This window comes from Paraburkholderia sp. BR14320 (assembly GCF_040948665.1).
In the GTDB taxonomy this organism is placed as follows: Bacteria; Pseudomonadota; Gammaproteobacteria; order Burkholderiales; family Burkholderiaceae; genus Paraburkholderia; species Paraburkholderia youngii.
In genome coordinates this window covers 1-18,020 of sequence record NZ_JBFPKG010000053.1, presented here as the reverse complement: position 1 = coordinate 18,020, position 18,020 = coordinate 1, and the positions used below count along the sequence as shown (strand labels likewise).

General features: G+C 63.5%; 14 protein-coding genes, 5 tRNA genes and 1 pseudogene. 5 read left to right on the top strand and 15 right to left on the bottom strand.

All coding sequences use genetic code 11. The annotated features are described in order from the left end of the window. Positions 1 to 93 precede the first annotated feature (93 nt). Complete coding sequence (aceA, locus tag AB3X89_RS32350; protein ID WP_368586915.1) at positions 94 to 1,398, top strand: isocitrate lyase; 1,305 nt, start codon at positions 94 to 96, stop codon at positions 1,396 to 1,398. A gap of 268 nt (positions 1,399 to 1,666) precedes the next feature. On the opposite strand, the gene AB3X89_RS32345 is transcribed toward aceA, so the two are convergent. Both AB3X89_RS32345 and AB3X89_RS32340 read right to left on the bottom strand, forming a co-directional pair. Continuing rightward, positions 1,667 to 2,101 carry a universal stress protein gene (locus AB3X89_RS32345; protein WP_368586890.1) on the bottom strand — a complete coding sequence of 145 codons (435 nt, stop codon included), beginning with the start codon at positions 2,099 to 2,101 and terminating at the stop codon, positions 1,667 to 1,669. 127 nt (positions 2,102 to 2,228) lie between these two features. After that, positions 2,229 to 3,131: a LysR family transcriptional regulator gene (locus tag AB3X89_RS32340; RefSeq protein WP_176108262.1), complete on the bottom strand. Its 903-nt coding sequence runs from the start codon at positions 3,129 to 3,131 to the stop codon at positions 2,229 to 2,231. Between the two features lie 161 nt (positions 3,132 to 3,292). On the opposite strand from AB3X89_RS32340, the gene AB3X89_RS32335 reads away from it, so the two are divergent. Together AB3X89_RS32335 and aceB are read left to right on the top strand one after the other, a co-directional pair. Next, positions 3,293 to 4,108, top strand: a complete 816-nt coding sequence (locus AB3X89_RS32335; protein ID WP_368586889.1) for a haloacid dehalogenase type II — start codon at positions 3,293 to 3,295, stop codon at positions 4,106 to 4,108. A gap of 79 nt (positions 4,109 to 4,187) precedes the next feature. Next, positions 4,188 to 5,780, top strand: a pseudogene (aceB, locus tag AB3X89_RS32330) (malate synthase A). A 126-nt stretch (positions 5,781 to 5,906) separates the two neighbouring features. Here aceB and AB3X89_RS32325 read toward each other — a convergent pair. After that, positions 5,907 to 6,308, bottom strand: a complete 402-nt coding sequence (locus AB3X89_RS32325) for a gamma-glutamylcyclotransferase (protein ID WP_368586888.1) — start codon at positions 6,306 to 6,308, stop codon at positions 5,907 to 5,909. Between the two features lie 182 nt (positions 6,309 to 6,490). Here AB3X89_RS32325 and AB3X89_RS32320 point away from each other — a divergent pair, with 182 nt between their 5' ends. After that, entirely contained in the window at positions 6,491 to 7,390 is a 900-nt protein-coding gene (locus AB3X89_RS32320) for a helix-turn-helix domain-containing protein (protein WP_368586887.1), read from the top strand. A 47-nt stretch (positions 7,391 to 7,437) separates the two neighbouring features. On the opposite strand, the gene AB3X89_RS32315 is transcribed toward AB3X89_RS32320, so the two are convergent. The 7 genes from AB3X89_RS32315 to gltX all read right to left on the bottom strand — a co-directional run bounded on the left by AB3X89_RS32315 (position 7,438) and on the right by gltX (position 10,385). Then, the gene (locus AB3X89_RS32315) at positions 7,438 to 7,902 is read right to left on the bottom strand and encodes a GNAT family N-acetyltransferase (protein ID WP_368586886.1); all 465 of its coding nucleotides are present in this window, start codon (positions 7,900 to 7,902) and stop codon (positions 7,438 to 7,440) included. A gap of 150 nt (positions 7,903 to 8,052) precedes the next feature. Continuing rightward, positions 8,053 to 8,129 (bottom strand) — tRNA-Asp (locus AB3X89_RS32310). Between the two features lie 80 nt (positions 8,130 to 8,209). Then, positions 8,210 to 8,285, bottom strand: a tRNA-Glu gene (locus AB3X89_RS32305). Between the two features lie 61 nt (positions 8,286 to 8,346). After that, positions 8,347 to 8,423: transfer RNA gene (locus AB3X89_RS32300), tRNA-Asp, on the bottom strand. Positions 8,424 to 8,513: 90 nt separating this feature from the next. Further along, positions 8,514 to 8,589 (bottom strand) — tRNA-Glu (locus tag AB3X89_RS32295). Positions 8,590 to 8,778: 189 nt separating this feature from the next. Continuing rightward, positions 8,779 to 8,854, bottom strand: a tRNA-Ala gene (locus AB3X89_RS32290). A 121-nt stretch (positions 8,855 to 8,975) separates the two neighbouring features. Next, a complete protein-coding gene (gene gltX, locus AB3X89_RS32285) occupies positions 8,976 to 10,385 on the bottom strand; it encodes a glutamate--tRNA ligase (RefSeq protein ID WP_368586885.1) in 1,410 nt (469 codons plus the stop codon). A 490-nt stretch (positions 10,386 to 10,875) separates the two neighbouring features. On the opposite strand from gltX, the gene AB3X89_RS32280 reads away from it, so the two are divergent. After that, the gene (locus AB3X89_RS32280) at positions 10,876 to 11,820 is read left to right on the top strand and encodes a patatin-like phospholipase family protein (RefSeq protein ID WP_368586884.1); all 945 of its coding nucleotides are present in this window, start codon (positions 10,876 to 10,878) and stop codon (positions 11,818 to 11,820) included. 112 nt (positions 11,821 to 11,932) lie between these two features. Here the strand turns inward: AB3X89_RS32280 and AB3X89_RS32275 are convergent, their stop codons facing one another. The 5 genes from AB3X89_RS32275 to AB3X89_RS32255 form a co-directional block, all read right to left on the bottom strand. After that, complete coding sequence (locus tag AB3X89_RS32275; protein ID WP_368586883.1) at positions 11,933 to 12,598, bottom strand: C40 family peptidase; 666 nt, start codon at positions 12,596 to 12,598, stop codon at positions 11,933 to 11,935. A 135-nt stretch (positions 12,599 to 12,733) separates the two neighbouring features. Next, the gene (locus tag AB3X89_RS32270; RefSeq protein WP_368586882.1) at positions 12,734 to 14,365 is read right to left on the bottom strand and encodes an ABC transporter ATP-binding protein; all 1,632 of its coding nucleotides are present in this window, start codon (positions 14,363 to 14,365) and stop codon (positions 12,734 to 12,736) included. Continuing rightward, entirely contained in the window at positions 14,362 to 15,468 is a 1,107-nt protein-coding gene (locus AB3X89_RS32265) for an ABC transporter permease (RefSeq protein WP_368586881.1), read from the bottom strand. The genes AB3X89_RS32270 and AB3X89_RS32265 overlap by 4 nt, the downstream gene beginning before the upstream one ends. Next, positions 15,468 to 16,505, bottom strand: coding sequence for a microcin C ABC transporter permease YejB (locus tag AB3X89_RS32260; RefSeq protein ID WP_368586880.1), 1,038 nt, complete (start codon positions 16,503 to 16,505; stop codon positions 15,468 to 15,470). Before AB3X89_RS32260 ends, AB3X89_RS32265 begins: the two co-directional genes overlap by 1 nt. Before the next feature lie 50 nt (positions 16,506 to 16,555). After that, a partial coding sequence (locus tag AB3X89_RS32255) for an extracellular solute-binding protein (RefSeq protein WP_368586879.1) occupies positions 16,556 to 18,020 on the bottom strand: 1,465 nt, incomplete at its 5' end.

The window sequence follows — 18,020 nt, the reverse complement described above, 5'->3', positions numbered from 1 at the left end:
TCACGAACCACAGCGCCCTCTCAGGGCCCGGCGCTTCGAGAAGACAGAGTCACCCATCCTCCATAACTGGCATCGAAGGAGCACATCATGACAATGACCCGCGAACAGCAAGTGCAGCAACTCAAGCAGCAATGGGAAACGGACCCGCGTTGGAAGGGTGTCAAGCGCACCTACTCGGCTGAAGACGTGGTGCGTCTGCGCGGCTCGGTGCAACCCGAGCACACGCTCGCGAAGCGCGGCGCCGAAAAGCTGTGGGCCGCAGTGAACAGCGAGCCGTTCGTGAACTCGCTCGGCGCGTTGACGGGCAACCAGGCGATGCAGCAGGTGAAGGCCGGTCTGAAGGCAATCTATCTGTCGGGCTGGCAGGTCGCGGGCGATGCCAACGTCGCTGGTGAAATGTACCCGGACCAATCGCTGTATCCGGCCAACTCGGTGCCGCTCGTCGTCAAGCGCATCAACAACACGCTGACGCGTGCCGACCAGATCCAGTGGTCGGAAGGCAAGAACCCGGGCGATGAAGGCTACGTCGATTACTTCGCGCCGATCGTGGCCGACGCGGAAGCCGGTTTCGGCGGCGTGCTGAACGCGTTCGAACTGATGAAGGCGATGATCGAAGCGGGCGCGTCGGGCGTGCACTTCGAAGACCAGCTCGCCTCGGTCAAGAAGTGCGGCCACATGGGCGGCAAGGTGCTCGTGCCGACCCGCGAAGCCGTCGCGAAGCTGACCGCCGCACGTCTGGCCGCCGACGTCTCGGGCGTGCCGACCGTGCTGCTCGCCCGCACCGACGCGGAAGCCGCCGACCTCGTGACATCGGACGTCGACGACAACGACCGCCCGTTCCTGACCGGCGAGCGCACCGTCGAAGGCTTCTATCGTACGAAGCCGGGCCTCGAGCAGGCAATCTCGCGCGGCCTCGCGTATGCGCCGTACGCCGACATGATCTGGTGCGAAACCGGCAAGCCGGACCTCGAGTTCGCGAAGAAATTCGCCGACGCGATCCACAAGGAGTACCCGGACCAGCTGCTGTCGTACAACTGCTCGCCGTCGTTCAACTGGAAGAAGAACCTCGACGACGCAACGATCGCGAAGTTTCAGCGCGAGCTCGGCGCAATGGGCTACAAGTTCCAGTTCATCACGCTGGCCGGCTTCCACGCGCTGAACTACTCGATGTTCAACCTCGCGTACGGCTATGCGCGCAACCAGATGACCGCGTTCGTCGAAATGCAGCAGGCGGAGTTCGCGGCGGCCGAAAAGGGCTTCACTGCGGTCAAGCACCAGCGCGAAGTCGGCACCGGCTACTTCGACGCCGTCACGCAGACGGTCGAGCGCGAAGCATCGACGACCGCGTTGCATGGTTCGACGGAAAACGAGCAGTTCTTCGACAAGAAGGTCGCCTGAGATGAGCCGGTCGGGTCACGCAATCCCGTGGCCTGAACGCAGCAACGATTGGCAAATGTCGAGGGGCAACGTCAGAGTGCCGCCGACACTGGGAGGACCGCGCCGTACCAGATTGGCAGGAACATTAGTGCGCATGCCAGCGGCCGGGGTCTGAGAGAAGCCAGCACGCGGCAGGCGTGCGGCGAACCTGAACGCGCCGGCTTCGCCGCCGGCGCGTTTTTTTTCGAAGGCCGCGCATGCCGGCACGCTGCCGGCGGTGCAAAGCGATTCAGCGATAGACGATCACAGGAATTTTCGTATGCGTGAGCACCCGCTGCGTTTCACTGCCGATCAACAGGCTTCCGAGCCCACGCCGCCCATGCGACGCCATGAAGATCACATCACAGCCGCCCTGCTCGGCCGCTTCGATGATGCCGAGATACGGCGCCGGATGCACGCTCGTGCGGCTCTCGACGTGGACGCCGACGCGGTGCGCCGCATGCTCGACTTCGCGCAGATGCACGCGCGCTTCGCGCTCGCTGCGTTGCAGGAACTCGCCTGGTGGTTCGATCGCGACATCGGAGAACGGCGAATACGGATACTGCGGCAGACATGCGTACGCGGTCACGCGGGCGCCCACGGCCTGCGCGAGATCGATCGCGCCCGCTATCGCTTTGCGTGAAAGATCTGAACCATCGGTCGGAACCAGGATGTGCCTGAACATGATGCCCTCCGTCGCCGGCTGCGCGCAGCACGGGGTCAGCGTCCAACAAAGCCCAGGGTGCAGGCTGCCCGAAACGATTGTAATGCGTATGAATGCGAGTAATTGCGACCGTCTGGGGATTGGCGGGTCAGTCCCAGTAACCGGGTTCGCCGTACGTATGCTTGAGAAAGTCCAGAAACAGCCGCACTCGCAGCGGCAGATGACGGCGCTGCGGGAACACCGCGTGGATGCCGATCGGCGGCGCGGCGAATTCGTCGAGCACCGTGACGAGGCGCCCCGCCGCGAGGTCCGCGCCGACCTCCCACCACGAGCGCCACGCGAGCCCGTGTCCGGCGAGACACCATTCGTGCAGCACCGCGCCGTCCGAGCATTCCATCGTGCCGGACACCTTGATCGACACGACCTTGCCGTCGTGCTGGAACATCCAGCCGCGCTGCTGGTTCGCGCTCGCGCCGAGCGCGAGGCAGTTGTGGCGCGCGAGCTCGGCGAGGCTGTGCGGCGCGCCGCGCCGGTTCAGATACGCGGGCGACGCGACGCACACGCGGCGGTTTTCGGCCAGCTTCAGCGACACCAGCGACGAATCGGGCAACTCGCCGAGCCGCACCGCGCAATCGAAGCCTTCGTTGACGAGATCGACGAGACGATCGGACAGATCGAGCGTGATCGACACGTCCGGATGCGCGACCGTGAATGCGGGCACCAGCGGCGCCACGTGCCGGCGTCCGAAGCCGGCCGGCGCCGACAGCCGCAAATGGCCGCTCGCCTTCACACCGCCCGCCGACACGCTCGCCTCGGCGTTCTGCATGTCGTGAAGGATGCGCTGGCAGTCTTCAAGAAAGGCCGAGCCTTCGAAGGTGAGCGTGATCTTGCGCGTCGTGCGCACCAGGAGCTTGACGCCGAGGCGCTCCTCGAGCGCGTCGATGCGCCGGCCGATGATCGCGGGCGCGACGCCCTCGGCGAGCGCCGCCGCGGACAGGCTGCCTTTGGCCGCGACGGTGGCGAAGGTCTCGATCTGCTTGAAACGGTCCATGAACGATACGCGCCGCGAAAGCAATTAAGTCGGCGCAAAAGTGAGGGTTGTGTGTGAGATTAGGTATATGAAAGTAAAAGATCAAGTGATCTTTAGCCTATTTTTTAGTACCTAACGTCACCAATACAATCGATCCCGACCTCTGACAGGAGCGCATGGCAATGTCGGCCACAACGACAGCTTCACCGCGAGCAGTGATTTTCGACGCCTACGGCACGTTGTTCGACGTGCATTCGGTGATCGCCGCCGCGGAACAACTATTCCCCGGACACGGCGACGCGCTGTCGCAGCTGTGGCGCCAGAAGCAGATCGAATACACGCAACTGCGCACGCTCGCCGCGCGCAGCGACGCCCCCGGCGAACACTACCGCCCGTTCTGGGACATCACGCTCGACGCACTGCGCTTCGCCGCGAAAAGACTGCAGCTCACGCTCGGCCGCTCGGCCGAAAAGCGTCTGATGGACGAATACGCGTGTCTGTCCACGTTTCCCGACGCCGTGCCGGTGCTGCGCGCGTTGCGCGAGCCCGCCGCCGTGCCGCATGTCGGGCTCGGACCCGGGCTCGCGATCCTGTCCAATGGCAATCCGCAAATGCTCGACATCGCGGTCAAGAGCGCCGGCATGAGCGCTCTCTTCGATCACGTGCTGTCGGTCGATGCGGTGCGCGCGTACAAACCCTCTCCCGCCGCGTATGCGCTCGGCCCCGATGCGTTTGGCGTGGCGGCGCGCGAGATCGTGTTCGTGTCGTCGAACGGCTGGGACGTCGCAGGCGCGACGTGGTTCGGCTTCACGACGTTCTGGCTGAACCGGCAGAACCTGCCCGTCGAAGAGCTCGGCGTGACGCCGCATGGCACCGGCGGCGGGATGAACGATCTGCTGGGCTTTCTGCAAACGCTCCCGACGGCGTCGCGCTCGACTGGCGGCCGTCCCGGAACTCATGGCAGTGGCGGCCGCAAGCGCGCCAGCCCGCGCGTATGACGGCGCCCCTCGCTTTCGGGAACCCACTCCCCTTTTCAACCTTCGCACTTTCTGCAATCTGACCGACCAAGGAGAAAACATGGCTAATCCGCTGTCGATGCCGCAAGGCATGGAAATCACCGGCGACATCAAGCCCGGCTTTGAAGCGATCCTCACCCGCGAAGCGCTGGAACTCGTCGCGGCCTTGCACCGCACGTTCGAGCCGCGCCGTCAGCAGTTGCTGCAGGCGCGCGTCGAACGTGCGAAGCGGCTCGACGCGGGCGAGCGCCCCGACTTCCTCGCCGCCACGAAGAGCGTGCGCGAAGGCGACTGGAAGATCGCGCCGCTGCCGCAGGATCTGCAGTGCCGGCGCGTCGAGATCACCGGGCCCGTCGAGCGCAAGATGATCATCAACGCGCTCAATTCGGGCGCGGACTCCTACATGACCGACTTCGAGGATTCGAATGCGCCGAGCTGGGACAATCAGATCACCGGTCACATCAATCTGAAGGACGCGGTGCGCCGCACGATTTCGCTCGAACAGAACGGCAAGTCGTACCGGCTCAACGACAAGACCGCGACGTTGATCGTGCGTCCGCGCGGCTGGCATCTCGACGAGAAGCACGTGAAGGTCGATGGCAAGCGCGTGTCGGGTGGCATCTTCGATTTTGCGCTGTACATGGTGCACAACGCGAAGGAGCTGATCGCGCGCGGCTCGGGTCCGTACTTCTATCTGCCGAAGATGGAGAGCCATCTCGAGGCGCGGCTGTGGAACGACATCTTCGTCGCCGCGCAGGAAGCGCTCGGCGTGCCGCGTGGCACGATTCGCGCGACGGTGCTGATCGAGACGATCGTCGCCGCGTTCGAAATGGACGAAATCCTGTACGAGCTGCGCGAACATAGCTCGGGCCTGAACGCGGGCCGCTGGGACTACATCTTCTCCGCGATCAAGAAGTTCAAGAGCGACCGCGACTTCTGCCTCGCCGATCGCTCGCAGATCACGATGACCTCGCCGTTCATGCGCGCGTATGCGCTGCTGTTGCTGAAGACCTGCCACCGCCGCAACGCGCCGGCGATCGGCGGCATGAGCGCGCTGATTCCGATCAAGAACGATGCGGCCGCCAACGAAAAGGCCATGGCCGGCGTGCGCTCGGACAAGGCGCGCGACGCGGGCGATGGCTACGACGGCGGCTGGGTCGCGCATCCGGGTCTCGTGCCGGTCGCGATGGAAGAGTTCGTCAAGGTGCTCGGCGACCGGCCGAATCAGATCGACAAGCAGCGCGTCGACGTGCTCGTGACCGCGACCGATCTGCTCGACTTCCGCCCGGAGACGCCGATCACCGAAGCGGGCTTGCGCAACAACATCAATGTCGGCATCCACTATCTCGGTTCGTGGCTCGCGGGCAATGGCTGTGTGCCGATTCACAATCTGATGGAAGATGCCGCCACCGCGGAGATTTCGCGCTCGCAGGTGTGGTAGTGGATCCGCTCGCCGAAGGGCAAACTCGATGACGGCCGCAAGGTGACGGTCGAACTGGTGCGCGAGCTCGCGGGACAGGAACTCGACAAGGTCAAACAGACGGTGGGTGGAGATACGAAGCCGTATGAGCGCGCCGCGCAGATCTTCGAGCAGATGTCGACCGCGGAGCAGTTCACCGATTTTCTGACGCTGCCGCTTTACGAAGAGATTTGATGGTGTCGATGATGCGGGCTCGGGCGCGTTGGACCGGCTCGCGCCCGTTGATCCCTTCTGCTTGAATGACGGCGCGCCGCGGACATACATGGCGCGCCGTTTTGTTGGCCGCTGGCGTGCACCGGCTCAGCGCGTGCGCCGATGTTTGACCCAATCTCCCGAACGGATTTCGGGCAGCCCTTTTACCGCGTTCGGCGCGACCGGATAGAAGCGGCAGTTCACGACGTTGCCGTCTACCTTGACCATCACCTCGCGGGCCAGAAAACGGTCGTCGACGCCCGGATATACGGCTTCGATTTCGTCGAGCACCGCGACGAGCGCATCGTCGATTTCATAGACGTCGCCGACCACGTCGACGCCCCCTTCGTCGACGACGAGACCCGGATAGTCGCCAAAATCGAACAGATGGCCGCGCACCGTGGTGCTGCCGAGCAGGCTCGGCGCGGGGAGGTCGTTGCGCGCGGCGGCTTCGCTGATGTCGTTGGTTTCACCGGCACGCAGTGTGCCGTAGACAAAGACGGTCTGCATCGTCGTTGAGTCTCCGTGGTCAGGGGTGATGTTGGTGGCTCGGCGGCCATCGGGACATTATGCAACGGTGGCTCGACGGCATCAGCAACCAGGCACGATCTACAATGCTTACAGCCCGCGCCGGTGAATGGCCTCGACTGAGCTTCGCCCTTGCCGGCTCCATTATCCGAACCGACCTTGCCATGCCCTCGTCCGCCGAGTCCAACCCGTTGAGCCGCGTGCGTTTCGCCGACATACCGCCCGAGTTCGCGCCGAACGACACGCATCCGATCCGCGTGCGTTCGCGGCCCATGCCGGCGGGCTGGCATATCGCGCGTCATACGCATGCATGGGCGCAGGTCGCGTATGCGTCGCGCGGCGTGCTGCGCGTCGCGACAACGGGTACCACGTGGATGGTGCCGCCATCGCGCGCGATCTGGTTGCCGCCGCATGTCACCCACGAAGTGGTCGCCGTCGAGGATGCGTTCCTGCGCACGCTGTACATCACCGAGAGTACGGTGCCGGCCGGGCTCGATACGCCGCGCGTCGTCGAAGTATCGAACCTGTTGCGCGAGGTGATTGCCGCGCTCGATACGCCCGGCCTGTCCGCCGCGCGCGAGCAACTGCTCGGCGCGCTCGCTCTCGATGAACTGACGCGCTCCGAACCATTGCCGCTGTCCGTGCCGATGCCCAGCGAAAAGCGCCTGCGCGCGCTGTGCGAGGCTGTGATCGCCGACCCGATGCATGGCGAGTCGCTCGAACAGTGGGCATCGACGGTCGGCGCGAGCACGCGCACGATCGCGCGGCTGTTTCGTCAGGAACTGGGGGTGAGTTTTTCGCAGTGGCGTCAGCAGGCGATTCTCGCGCGCGCCATTCCATTGTTGAGCCAGGGGCGGCCGCTGTCGCATGTCGCGCAGGAATTGGGCTATCAGAGCCAAAGCGCCTTCTCCGCGATGTTCCGGCGCGCGTTCGGCGCGAGTCCACGCGCGTTTATCGAGCGAGGCGCCGAGCATCGCGCGAGCAACGGCGAGCATGATGACGCGCAAGCGGATGATGAAACGGCACAGGATCAAGCCGGTTCGGCTGATGTTGCCGAGCGGTGAATGACGATACCTGGCGATGGGTGTCGGCGATCCACGCAGACCAGGCCTCAAACCCGCCGCGCCAGATGACGGATTGCACCTAGCTGCGCGAGCCGCGGCCCGGCGAGCTTATAGCCCTTGCGCTGATAGAGCCGCGCCGCCGGATTATCGACGAAGACGCGCAACTGCAACTCGCGCAACCCGCGCTCGCGCGCCCATTGATGCGAGATGTCGAGAAGAAACGTACCGGCGCCGAGCCTCCGATATCCTTCGGCAATCTGCACGTCGCGGATATGCAGCGAATCACCTTCCTCGGTGATACGCAGCACGCCCATCGGCACGCCATCCACTTCGAGAATGAAATTCTCCGATTCCCGCCAACTGCCGAGAAACAGATCGCTGCGCCACACCAGATGATGCCGGCGATAATAGCCGCCCATGTTGTTGCGGGTCAGCGCCTCGGCAAACTCGAAATCTTCCATGCTTGCCGTGCGCAGATGAAACGGTGACGGGGCTTCGGTGGGATCGAACATGGCGGGACCGCGAGGATGAGTCGGATCAACGGTAAAACAGGCCGCGCGCGCTGGCAATGGCTGTTTGTCCCGAGCCTTCCGGGAGGCGTCTGGCAGCGGACAGTAGAAATAAAAAAGCCCACTTCTTGCGAAGTGGGCTTTCTCAAAATCTGGCGGAGCGGACGGGACTCGAACCCGCGACCCCCGGCGTGACAGGCCGGTATTCTAACCAACTGAACTACCGCTCCAGATTTTGCATCGCAGCCTGCGAGCCATGCCCTCAGTCTGCTGCACCGTTCAAACTTCCAACCGAACGACGCCGATGTTCTGGCGTCCCCTAGGGGATTCGAACCCCTGTACTCACCGTGAAAGGGTGATGTCCTAGGCCTCTAGACGAAGGGGACAACGTACTGCTTACACCTTTAATGAAAAAGCCCGTTCAGGTATGTATGAACGGGCTTTGTCTGGCGGAGTGGACGGGACTCGAACCCGCGACCCCCGGCGTGACAGGCCGGTATTCTAACCGACTGAACTACCACTCCAGTCTTTACACCTTGCTTGCGAGCGTCGGTTAATTCTCTGCAAGCTGCGCTGCTTTACTACTACTCGAATACTAAAGCGACGCTGATGTTTGGCGTCCCCTAGGGGATTCGAACCCCTGTACTCACCGTGAAAGGGTGATGTCCTAGGCCTCTAGACGAAGGGGACAAAATCTTTTCAGATCCGTCTTAACTCGCTTTCGACTTATTCAACCCGCTCTAACTTTTCAGTTAATCCGTAAAGCTGTTTATCGTCAACTGCGAAGACCGCTATTTTAACTACGTTTCAGCGATTTGTGAAGTCTTTTTTTCTACAAGTTTCAGACTTCGTCACCACTTTAACTTCTCTCTGCTGTGTTGGTGGAGGTAAGCGGGATCGAACCGCTGACCTCTTGCATGCCATGCAAGCGCTCTCCCAGCTGAGCTATACCCCCGCGCACATCAGAGAAACGAGATTCTAGAGGGCGACCTGCGGTTTGTAAATACCCTTTGAGCAATTACATGCGATTTTTTCCGAAGGCGTGCGAGACACCTGTCACGCACGCCCGCAGTCGATCAGCCAAGCGCTTTTTCGATACGGCCAACGACGACGTCGCGACCGAACAGCATCAGCACGCTATCGATCGACGGCGTATGCGTCGTACCTGCCACCACCAAACGCACCGGCATCGCGAGCTGCGGCATCTTCAGCTTGTGCGCGCCGAGCGTAGCCTTCAATGCGGCGGCGATCGCCTCCTTGGTCCATTCGACCGTCTTCAGTGCAGCGGCCAGATCAGCGAGCGCCGGGCGAACCGCGTCGGTCACGTGCTGGGTGAGCGACTCGGCATCGGGCGCCGGCGTGCGATAGAACATCGCGGCATTCTGCGCGATCTCCTTCACGGTCGACGCACGATCCTTCATCAGGCCCACCACGCCCGTCAAATCCGGACCTTGCGCGAGCGAGGCTTCCTCGATGCCGAGCTCGGCGAAGAACGGTTTCGCCAGTTCGGCGAGTCGTGCGTTGTCGGCTTCCTTGATGTAGTGCGCGTTGAGCCAGTTCAGCTTGTCATGGTCGTACTGCGCCGGCGACTTGCCGAGGTGCTCGAGATCGAACCACTCGACGAACTGCTCGCGCGTGAAAATCTCCGCGTCGCCATGCGACCAGCCGAGGCGCGCCAGATAGTTGACGACCGCTTCCGGCAGATACCCTGCATCGCGGTAACCCATTACGCTCATCGCGCCGTGGCGCTTGCTCATCTTCTCGCCCTGCTCGTTCAGCACGGTCGGCAGGTGTGCATACACCGGCGGCTCGCCGCCGAGCGCGCGCAGAATGTTGATCTGCCGCGGCGTATTGTTGACGTGATCGTCGCCGCGGATCACGTGAGTGATGCGCATGTCGAGATCGTCGACGACGACGCAGAAGTTATACGTCGGCGTGCCGTCCGGACGGGCGATCACGAGATCGTCGAGTTCTTCGTTCGAGATTTCGATGCGCCCTTTCACCGCGTCGTCCCACGCGACCACGCCGGTCAGCGGATTACGAAAGCGCAGCACCGGCGTCACGCCCGCGGGCGGCTGCGGCAGGACCTTGCCCGGCTCCGGGCGCCACGTTCCGTCGTAGCGCGGCTTTTCGCCCGCTTCGCGCTGACGCTCGCGCAGCGCGTCGAGTTCTTCGGTCGACATGTAGCACGGGTAGACGAGCCCCGCGTCCTGCATCTGCCTCAGCACTTCGCGGTAACGGTCCATGCGCTGCATCTGGTAAAACGGGCCTTCGTCGAAATCGAGACCGAGCCATGCCATGCCCTCGAGAATCGCGTCGACGGATTCGGTCGTGGAGCGCTCGACGTCGGTGTCCTCGACCCGCAGCACGAAGGTCCCTTTCATCTTGCGCGCGAACGCCCACGGATACAGCGCGGAGCGGATGTTGCCCAGGTGGATGAAGCCAGTGGGACTCGGTGCGAAACGGGTACGAACGGAGGTGATCATTAGCGGTTACTCGGAAAACAGGCGCCGGCGCTCGAGCGAACATGACTGCGAAACGCGGCAGCGAAGCGTGCCCATGCTGCGCGCGATGTCACGCACGGCCACGAGTGAAATAGGTGCAAGAGGCGAATTATACCTTCCGCACGCGGGTTGCCGCCCTCGTCCGAAAGGCCTAAGGCGTATGAGCGAACGGCGTCCGGACACCTGCGCAGGCACCTTCCCAGCGCTCGCCCCACCGATCTTGCAAAGACGCGGCCCCAGTTCCGAATACTTCCTCTGCAACGTTTCATTACAGCGGACCGCGCGCGCCGATCGTTTGCATTAAGATGTGCGCGCGCTGATATAAGGGCTTGCCCCCGCACATCGATCCGATAGGAACGGGACGCTCTCCAGCGCGCGAAATCGCCGCCGGCGATCCGCCTGGCCTGACCTCAGCCTGATCGCGGTACGCGCGACGCCGCCTGCGTCGCCCGCGCCGTTGCTGGAGAACTCGTTGAAACCCTTATCCCCCAGTTTGAGCCGCCGCAGCTTTTCGCTAGCGGCAGCCTCCGCGGTGCTTGCCGCCTGCACCACGACCAACGGCAAACTCAATGGAGCGCCGATCACCGCGACGCCCCCCGTTGCGCCGCCTGAAAAAGCGCAACAGAAACCAGTTCGCGTCGCGCTCGCTCTCGGCGGCGGCGCTGCGCGCGGCTTTGCGCACATCGGCGTGATCAAGGCGCTCGAGGCCCGCAATATCCAGATCGACCTGATCGCCGGCACGAGCGCTGGCTCGGTGGTCGGCGCGCTGTACGCGTCGGGCATGAACGGCTTCGCGCTCAACAAGCTCGCGCTGTCGATGGACGAAGCGTCGATAAGCGACTGGGCGATGCCGTTTCGTACCCGCGGCTTCCTGCAGGGCGTCGCGCTTCAGAACTACCTGAACACGACGCTGAACAACCGCCCGATCGAGAAGATGGCGAGGCCCCTCGGCGTAGTCGCGACAGATCTGCAAACCGGCCAGCCGATCCTGTTCCAGCGCGGCAACACCGGCACCGCCGTGCGCGCGTCGTGCAGCGTGCCGTCGATTTTCGAGCCGGTGAAGATCGGCGGCCACGAGTATGTGGATGGGGGTCTCGTGAGCCCGGTACCGGCGTCGTTCGCGCGCAAGATGGGCGCGGATTTCGTCATCGCCGTCGATATTTCGCAGCGACCGGAGACCGGCCTCACCACGAGTTCGTTCGACGTGCTGATGCAGACCTTCACGATCATGGGCCAGACGATCAAGGCCTATGAGCTCGACAAGTACGCCGATGTGGTGATCCGGCCGAATCTCGCGGCGATGAGCGGCAGCGATTTCTCGCAGCGCAATGCGGCGATCCTCGCCGGCGAGGAAGCGGTCGCGAAGATGATGCCGGAATTGCAGCGCAAGCTCGCCGCGCGGCGCATGGGAGCCTGAACGCCTGGTGGCGCACAGTCGCTGTGCCCCACCAGGGGCAACAGCACGTATCAAACGCAAAAAGCCTGCTTCGAACGAAGCAGGCTTTTTTATCGCTGGGCTCAGCGCGGAATCAGTTATTCCCGCCGATCGTCGCGGTCACGCGCTTGCGCAGATCGTCGGCCTGATACGAGGTCTCGATCCGACGCGCACCCGTGAAGCGCTTTTCCCAGTAGCCGTCATCCATGTCGTCGACGCGGATCGTGCTGCCGGTGGACGGCGAGTGCACGAACTTGTTGTCGCCGATATAGATGCCGACGTGCGAGAACGTGCGGCGCATCGTATTGAAGAACACCAGATCGCCCGGCTTCAGGTCGCTGACGCGCACCTTCTCGCCCATCCGGCTCATTTCCTCGGCGCGGCGCGGCAACGCGAGGCCGAGCGTGTCCTGGAACACGTAGCGCACGAAACCGCTGCAATCCAGCCCAGAATCCGGCGTATTGCCGCCCCAACGGTAGCGAACGCCGATCATGTTCAACGCGCCGACCACCACGTCGCCCGCTTTGCCGGCCATGCCGGAAAAGAATGATTTGGCGCCGCTGCTTTCGGTGCTAGCAGCCTTGGGTTGGGGAGCGAGGAGGGAGAGAGGATCCGAGCCGTTGGTGGTCGGATACGAGGCATTCTGATTAAAACCGCTTACTTCATCGGCGAATGCGCCGGGAGCTGCTGCCATCAAGACGCCAATGAACATCCCGGCGACGACGCGCGTGCAAGCCTGGGTGAAGTTTCTGTGCTGCATTGGTCGGTAGTTTTTGCAAAAAAATCAGTCGTCTACGAAAAAGTTTGGTCGATACTAGCCAGTAAGTATTTGCGTGTCAAAAGGAATAGAAAAAATCAATCGAGATACGCACTCAATTGGTGAAAGGGTGAAAAATCAACGATCAAGTGCCGCTTTCAGCAGCTTTCGAGTGTAAGGATGCGCGGGTGCCGCAAAAATTTTCTCGACATCGCCGGTCTCGACGATTGATCCGTTTTGCATCACCACGACGCGGTGCGCCATCGCCCCGATTACCTCCAGGTCGTGGCTGATGAACACGAAGCCGAGGTTGTACTTGTGCTGCAAACCGGTGAGCAGCTTGAGCACCTGCTGTTGAATAGACACGTCGAGCGCGCTGGTCGGTTCGTCGAGGATCAGCACGCGCGGCTCGAGTACCAGCGCGCGCGCGATTGCGATGCGCTGCCGCTGCCCGCCCGAAAACTCATGCGGATAGCGATACAGCGCGGTACGGTCGATGCCGACTTCACGCAGCACCCCGACCACCTTGTCGCGCCGCGCCTGCGGGCTCATCTGCGGCCGATGCAGCGCGAGCCCCTCGCCGACGATCCGCTCGATCGTCTGCCGCGGTGAAAGCGAACTAAAAGGATCTTGAAAAACAACCTGCATATTCGAGCGCAGCGCGGTCTTTTCGGCGCCGCGATAGCTCGCGAGCGCCCTGCCCTGAAACTGGATCTCGCCGTGCGCGGTGCGCTGCAGACCGAGCAGCGCCATCGCGAGCGTCGACTTGCCCGACCCCGATTCGCCGACGATTCCAAGCGTCTCGCCCTGGCGTACCGACACGTTCGCCGCGTCGACCGCGCGAAACCGCCCCGCGCCGAACCAGCCGCGCAGGCCCGGCAGCTTCGTTTTGAAGTCGACCGACACGTCGCGCGCTTCGAGCAGCACCGGCGAGATCGGCAGCACCGGCGCGACCTCGCGCTGCGGCCGACTCGCGAGCAGCCGCTGGGTATACGGATGGCGCGGTGCCTCGAACACCTGCTCGACCGTGCCGGTTTCGACCAGCACGCCCCGCTCCATCACCGCGACGCGCTGCGCAAAGTGACGCACCAGGTTCAGGTCGTGCGTGATCAGCAGCACGGCCATGCCGCGCTTTTGCGCTTCGTCGCGCTGCAACTCCAGCAGCAGTTCGACGATCTGCGCGCGAATCGTCACATCGAGCGCGGTGGTCGGCTCGTCGGCGAGCAACAGGCGCGGCCGGCAGGCGAGCGCCATCGCGATCATCGCGCGCTGCCGCTGGCCGCCCGACAGCTGATGCGGATAGCTGTTGACGCGCTTCTCCGGTTCAGTGATGCCGGTGCGCGCAAGCAACGCGACCGCCCGCCGGCACGCCTCGGCCACGCTGACGCCGTCATGCACGACGATCGTCTCGGCAATCTGGTCGCCGATCGTATACAGCGGGTTGAGCGCGGTCATCGGCTCCTGGAAGATCATCGCGATGTCCGAGCCGCGCAGCCTGCGCATCGAGCGCTCGCTCTTTGCGAGCAGGTCTTCGCCACCGAAGCGGATTGCGCCGCTCACCTGCGCGTCGTTCAGCAGGCGCAGCACCGACAGCGCGGTCACGCTCTTGCCCGAGCCCGACTCGCCGACGAGCGCGACGCGCTCGCCGCGCGCGATCGCGAGCGTGACGTCGTCGACGGCCACCGTGTCGCCGAACGCAACGCGCAGATGGTCGAGTTCGAGCAGCGGCGTATCCGGCGCTTCCCGATCGATTCGCGGCAGCGCGCTCATTGGCCACCTCCGGCGTGTATCGCATCGGAGATACGGGTGTCGAGCGCGTTGCGCAGCGCGTCGCCCATGAAGGTCAGCAGCAGCAGCATCGTCACCAGCACGCCGAAGGTCGACACCGAGATCCACCACGCGTCGAGATTCGCCTTGCCCTGAGCAAGGAGCTCGCCGAGGCTCGGCGTCGGCGGCGGCACGCCGAGGCCGAGGAAGTCGAGACTCGTCAACGCGAGAATCGCGCTGCTCATGCTGAACGGCAGGAACGTGATGACCGGCGTCAGACTGTTCGGCAACACGTGACGCCACATGATCTGCCAATGCGACAGGCCCATCGCGCGAGCGGCGCGCACATAGTCCTGCTGGCGATTGCGCAGGAATTCGGCGCGCACGTAATCGGACAGGCCGATCCAGTTGAACAGCGACAGCAGCACGATCAGCAGCGCGAAGCTGCGCTCGAAGATCGATGAAAAGATGATCAGCAAATAGAGCTGCGGCATCGCGTTCCAGACTTCGATCAACCGCTGCCCGACGATATCCGTTCGCCCCCCGAAGTAACCTTGCACCGCCCCCGCGACGATGCCGACTATCGTGCTGATCACGGTCAGCACGAGGCCGAACACGACCGACACGCCGAAGCCATACAGTAGACGCGCGAACAGATCGCGGCCGCGGTCGTCGGTGCCGAGCCAGTTTTCGCGCGACGGCGGCGCCGGGTTGGGCGCCTTCGAGAAGTAGTTGAGCGTGTCGTAGTAGTAATGATTCGGCGGATACAACGCGAAGTTGCCCGGCGCATCGAAGCGGTGACGGATGTACGGATCGAGAAAATCGGTCGGCGTCGGGAAGTCGCCACCGAAGGTGGTCTCGGCGTAGGTCTTCACGAGCGGGAAATACAGATGGCCGTCGTAGCGCACGACGACCGGCTTGTCGTTCGACCACAGCGGCCCCACTAGGCTCGCCGCGAACGCGACCACGAAGATGATCAGGCTCCAGTAGCCGAGACGCTGCTGGCGAAACCGGTGCCACACGCGACGCGCCGGTGACGGCGACATCAGTGCCTGCGCGGGTTCGGTGCGCGCCGCAGCATCGGCGGAAAGGCGGGCTCGATTCATCAGCGCTCCAGTTGTTCGAATTGGATGCGGGGATCGACCCACACGTAACAAAGGTCGGAGATCAGCCGCGTGACGAGGCCGATCAGCGTGAACAGATACAGCGTGCCGAGCACGACCGGATAGTCGCGCCGCATCACCGATTCGTACGACAGCAAGCCGAGCCCGTCGAGCGAAAACAGCGTTTCGATCAGCAGGCTGCCGGTGAAAAATGCGCCGATGAACGCACCCGGGAAATTGACGATCAGCGGCAGCAGCGCATTGCGAAACACGTGCTTCCACAACACGCGCCGCTCGGACAAACCTTTGGCGCGCGCGGTCAGCACGTACTGCTTGCGGATCTCGTCGAGGAACGCGTTTTTCGTCAGCATCGTGACGACCGCGAAGCTGCCCACTACCGACGCCGTGATCGGCAACGTGATATGCCACAGATAGTCGAGCACCTTGCCGACGAGGCTCAGCTGGTCCCAGTTGTCGGACGTGAGGTTGCGCAGCGGAAACAGCTGCAGGAACGTGCCGCCGCCGAACAGCACGAGCAGCAGCACGCCCAGCACGAAGCCCGGAATGGCGTAGCCGACCAGCACGACGAGGCTCGTCGCGATATCGAAGTGCGAGCCGTTGCGCACCGCCTTCGCGATGCCGAGCGGCACCGATATCAGATAAGTGAGAAAGAAGGTCCATAGGCCGATGCTGATCGACACCGGCAGCTTCGACACGATCAGCGACCACACGCTCTGATGCCGGAAATAGCTCTGCCCGAGATCGAAGGTCGCGAAGCGCTTGAGCATCAGCCCGTAGCGTTCGAGCGGCGGCTTGTCGAAACCGTAAAGCTGCTTCAGTTGCGCGATCTGCTGCGCGTCGACGCCGCTATGCGAGCGCAGCCCGAACGGCGAGGCGCCCTCCGCGCCCTTGCGCAGCTCGTGCTGCATCTGCTCGACGGGACCGCCCGGCACGAACTGGATCACGACGAAGGTCAGCGTCAGCACGCCGAGCAGCGTCGGGATCATCAGCAGCAGGCGTTTGAGGATGTAGCTCCACATAGGCGGTGTTCCAGTGCGAACGCGTTGGTTGGGGGCGACGGCTCTGCGGATCAGTCGGCGCTGGCCGTGTGCGCGTGCGCCTGCGGATCTTCGTACCACCACATCGTCGTGATCCAGCCCTCCGCGCCATAGTACAGCGGCAAAGTCTTCGGCCACGCGAGCCCGCGCTTGTACGCGACGCGATGCGTGCCGCTGTACCAGTGCGGCACCACATAGTAGCCATGCATCAGCAGACGGTCGAGCGCGTGCGCGGCGTCGGTCAGTTGCTCGCGCGTTTGCGCGTGCACGAGCGCGTTCAACACCGCGTCGACGGCCGGTGACTTCAGGCCGATCGCGTTGTCCGAGCCGGGGGTATCGGCGGCCTTGCTGCCGAAGCGGGTGATCTGCTCGGAGCCGGGCACCTGCACGTCCGGCATCCGAATCGTCGTCACGTCGAAATCGAATGCGTCGAGCCGCTTCTGATACACCGCGAAGTCGGTGGTGCGGAAGTTCACTGTAATGCCGAGCTTCTGCAGATTGCGCGTGAATGTCGCGATGATCGGCTCCATCGACGAGGCCGAACCCGCGTCGTCGAGTATCTCGAACTGGAACGGCTCGCCGTTGGCGTTGCGCAGCGCGCCGTCGCGATAGGTCCAGCCGGCCTGCTGAAGCAGATCGCGCGCCGCCAGCAGATTCGCGCGCAGCGAGCCGGGCGGATCGGTATCGGGCTGCTTCGACAGCGGCCCGAATACCGCCGGGTCGAGCTGCGAGCGAAACGGCTCGAGCAGCGCCAGCTCGCCGGGTGACGGCGGTCCCTTCGCCTGCCATTCGGTGTTGGCGAAATAGCTATCGATGCGCGTGTACTGGCTGAAAAACAACTGGCGGTTCAGCCATTGAAAATCGAGCGCGAGATCGAGCGCCTTGCGCACCCGCACGTCCTGGAACAGCGGCCGGCGCGTGTTCAGGAAAAAGCCTTGCATCCCGGTGCCGTTGTGCTGCGGAAACTCGCGCTTGATCAACTCGCCACTGTCGAACCTTTTGCCGACGTCGCGCCGCACCCAGTTGCGCGCGATGTATTCGACCAGTGCATCGTACTCGCCGGCCTTGAACGCCTCCAGCCGCGCGGTGCTATCCGCGTACAGCTTGTAGACGATGCGATCGAAATTGTTCATGCCGACGCGCACCGGCAGAGCGGCGCCCCAGTAGTTCGGGTCGCGCTTAAACGTGATCGTGCGGCCGTTGTCGAAACTGTCGATCACATACGGCCCGCTGCCGATCGGCTTTTCGAACGCGAGCTGATCGAACGGAATGCGGCTGCCGTCGGGCTTCAGCCCCCACTTGCGGGAGAACACCGGCATGCTGCCGGCGAGCAGCGGCAACTCGCGATTACGCTCGCGAAACTCGAAGCGCACCGTGGCCGGATCGACTACGACCGCGCCCTTGATCTCGCTGAAAAGCGATGCGAACTGCGGCGCGGCCTGCGGGCTCTTCAGCGTGTCGAGCGAGAACTTGACGTCGTCGGCGGTCACGGGGTCG

Bases quoted from the DNA above. Each gene is read 5' to 3' on its own strand.
- AB3X89_RS32270 (WP_368586882.1), bottom strand. From the start codon at position 14,365: ATGAGCGCGCTGCCGCGAATCGATCGGGAAGCGCCGGATACGCCGCTG.
- AB3X89_RS32265 (WP_368586881.1), bottom strand. From the start codon at position 15,468: ATGAATCGAGCCCGCCTTTCCGCCGATGCTGCGGCGCGCACCGAACCC.
- aceA (WP_368586915.1), top strand. From the start codon at position 94: ATGACCCGCGAACAGCAAGTGCAGCAACTCAAGCAGCAATGGGAAACG.
- AB3X89_RS32320 (WP_368586887.1), top strand. From the start codon at position 6,491: ATGCCCTCGTCCGCCGAGTCCAACCCGTTGAGCCGCGTGCGTTTCGCC.
- gltX (WP_368586885.1), bottom strand. From the start codon at position 10,385: ATGATCACCTCCGTTCGTACCCGTTTCGCACCGAGTCCCACTGGCTTC.
- AB3X89_RS32345 (WP_368586890.1), bottom strand. From the start codon at position 2,101: ATGTTCAGGCACATCCTGGTTCCGACCGATGGTTCAGATCTTTCACGC.
- AB3X89_RS32335 (WP_368586889.1), top strand. From the start codon at position 3,293: ATGTCGGCCACAACGACAGCTTCACCGCGAGCAGTGATTTTCGACGCC.
- AB3X89_RS32340 (WP_176108262.1), bottom strand. From the start codon at position 3,131: ATGGACCGTTTCAAGCAGATCGAGACCTTCGCCACCGTCGCGGCCAAA.
- AB3X89_RS32260 (WP_368586880.1), bottom strand. From the start codon at position 16,505: ATGTGGAGCTACATCCTCAAACGCCTGCTGCTGATGATCCCGACGCTG.
- AB3X89_RS32315 (WP_368586886.1), bottom strand. From the start codon at position 7,902: ATGTTCGATCCCACCGAAGCCCCGTCACCGTTTCATCTGCGCACGGCA.
- AB3X89_RS32325 (WP_368586888.1), bottom strand. From the start codon at position 6,308: ATGCAGACCGTCTTTGTCTACGGCACACTGCGTGCCGGTGAAACCAAC.
- AB3X89_RS32275 (WP_368586883.1), bottom strand. From the start codon at position 12,598: ATGCAGCACAGAAACTTCACCCAGGCTTGCACGCGCGTCGTCGCCGGG.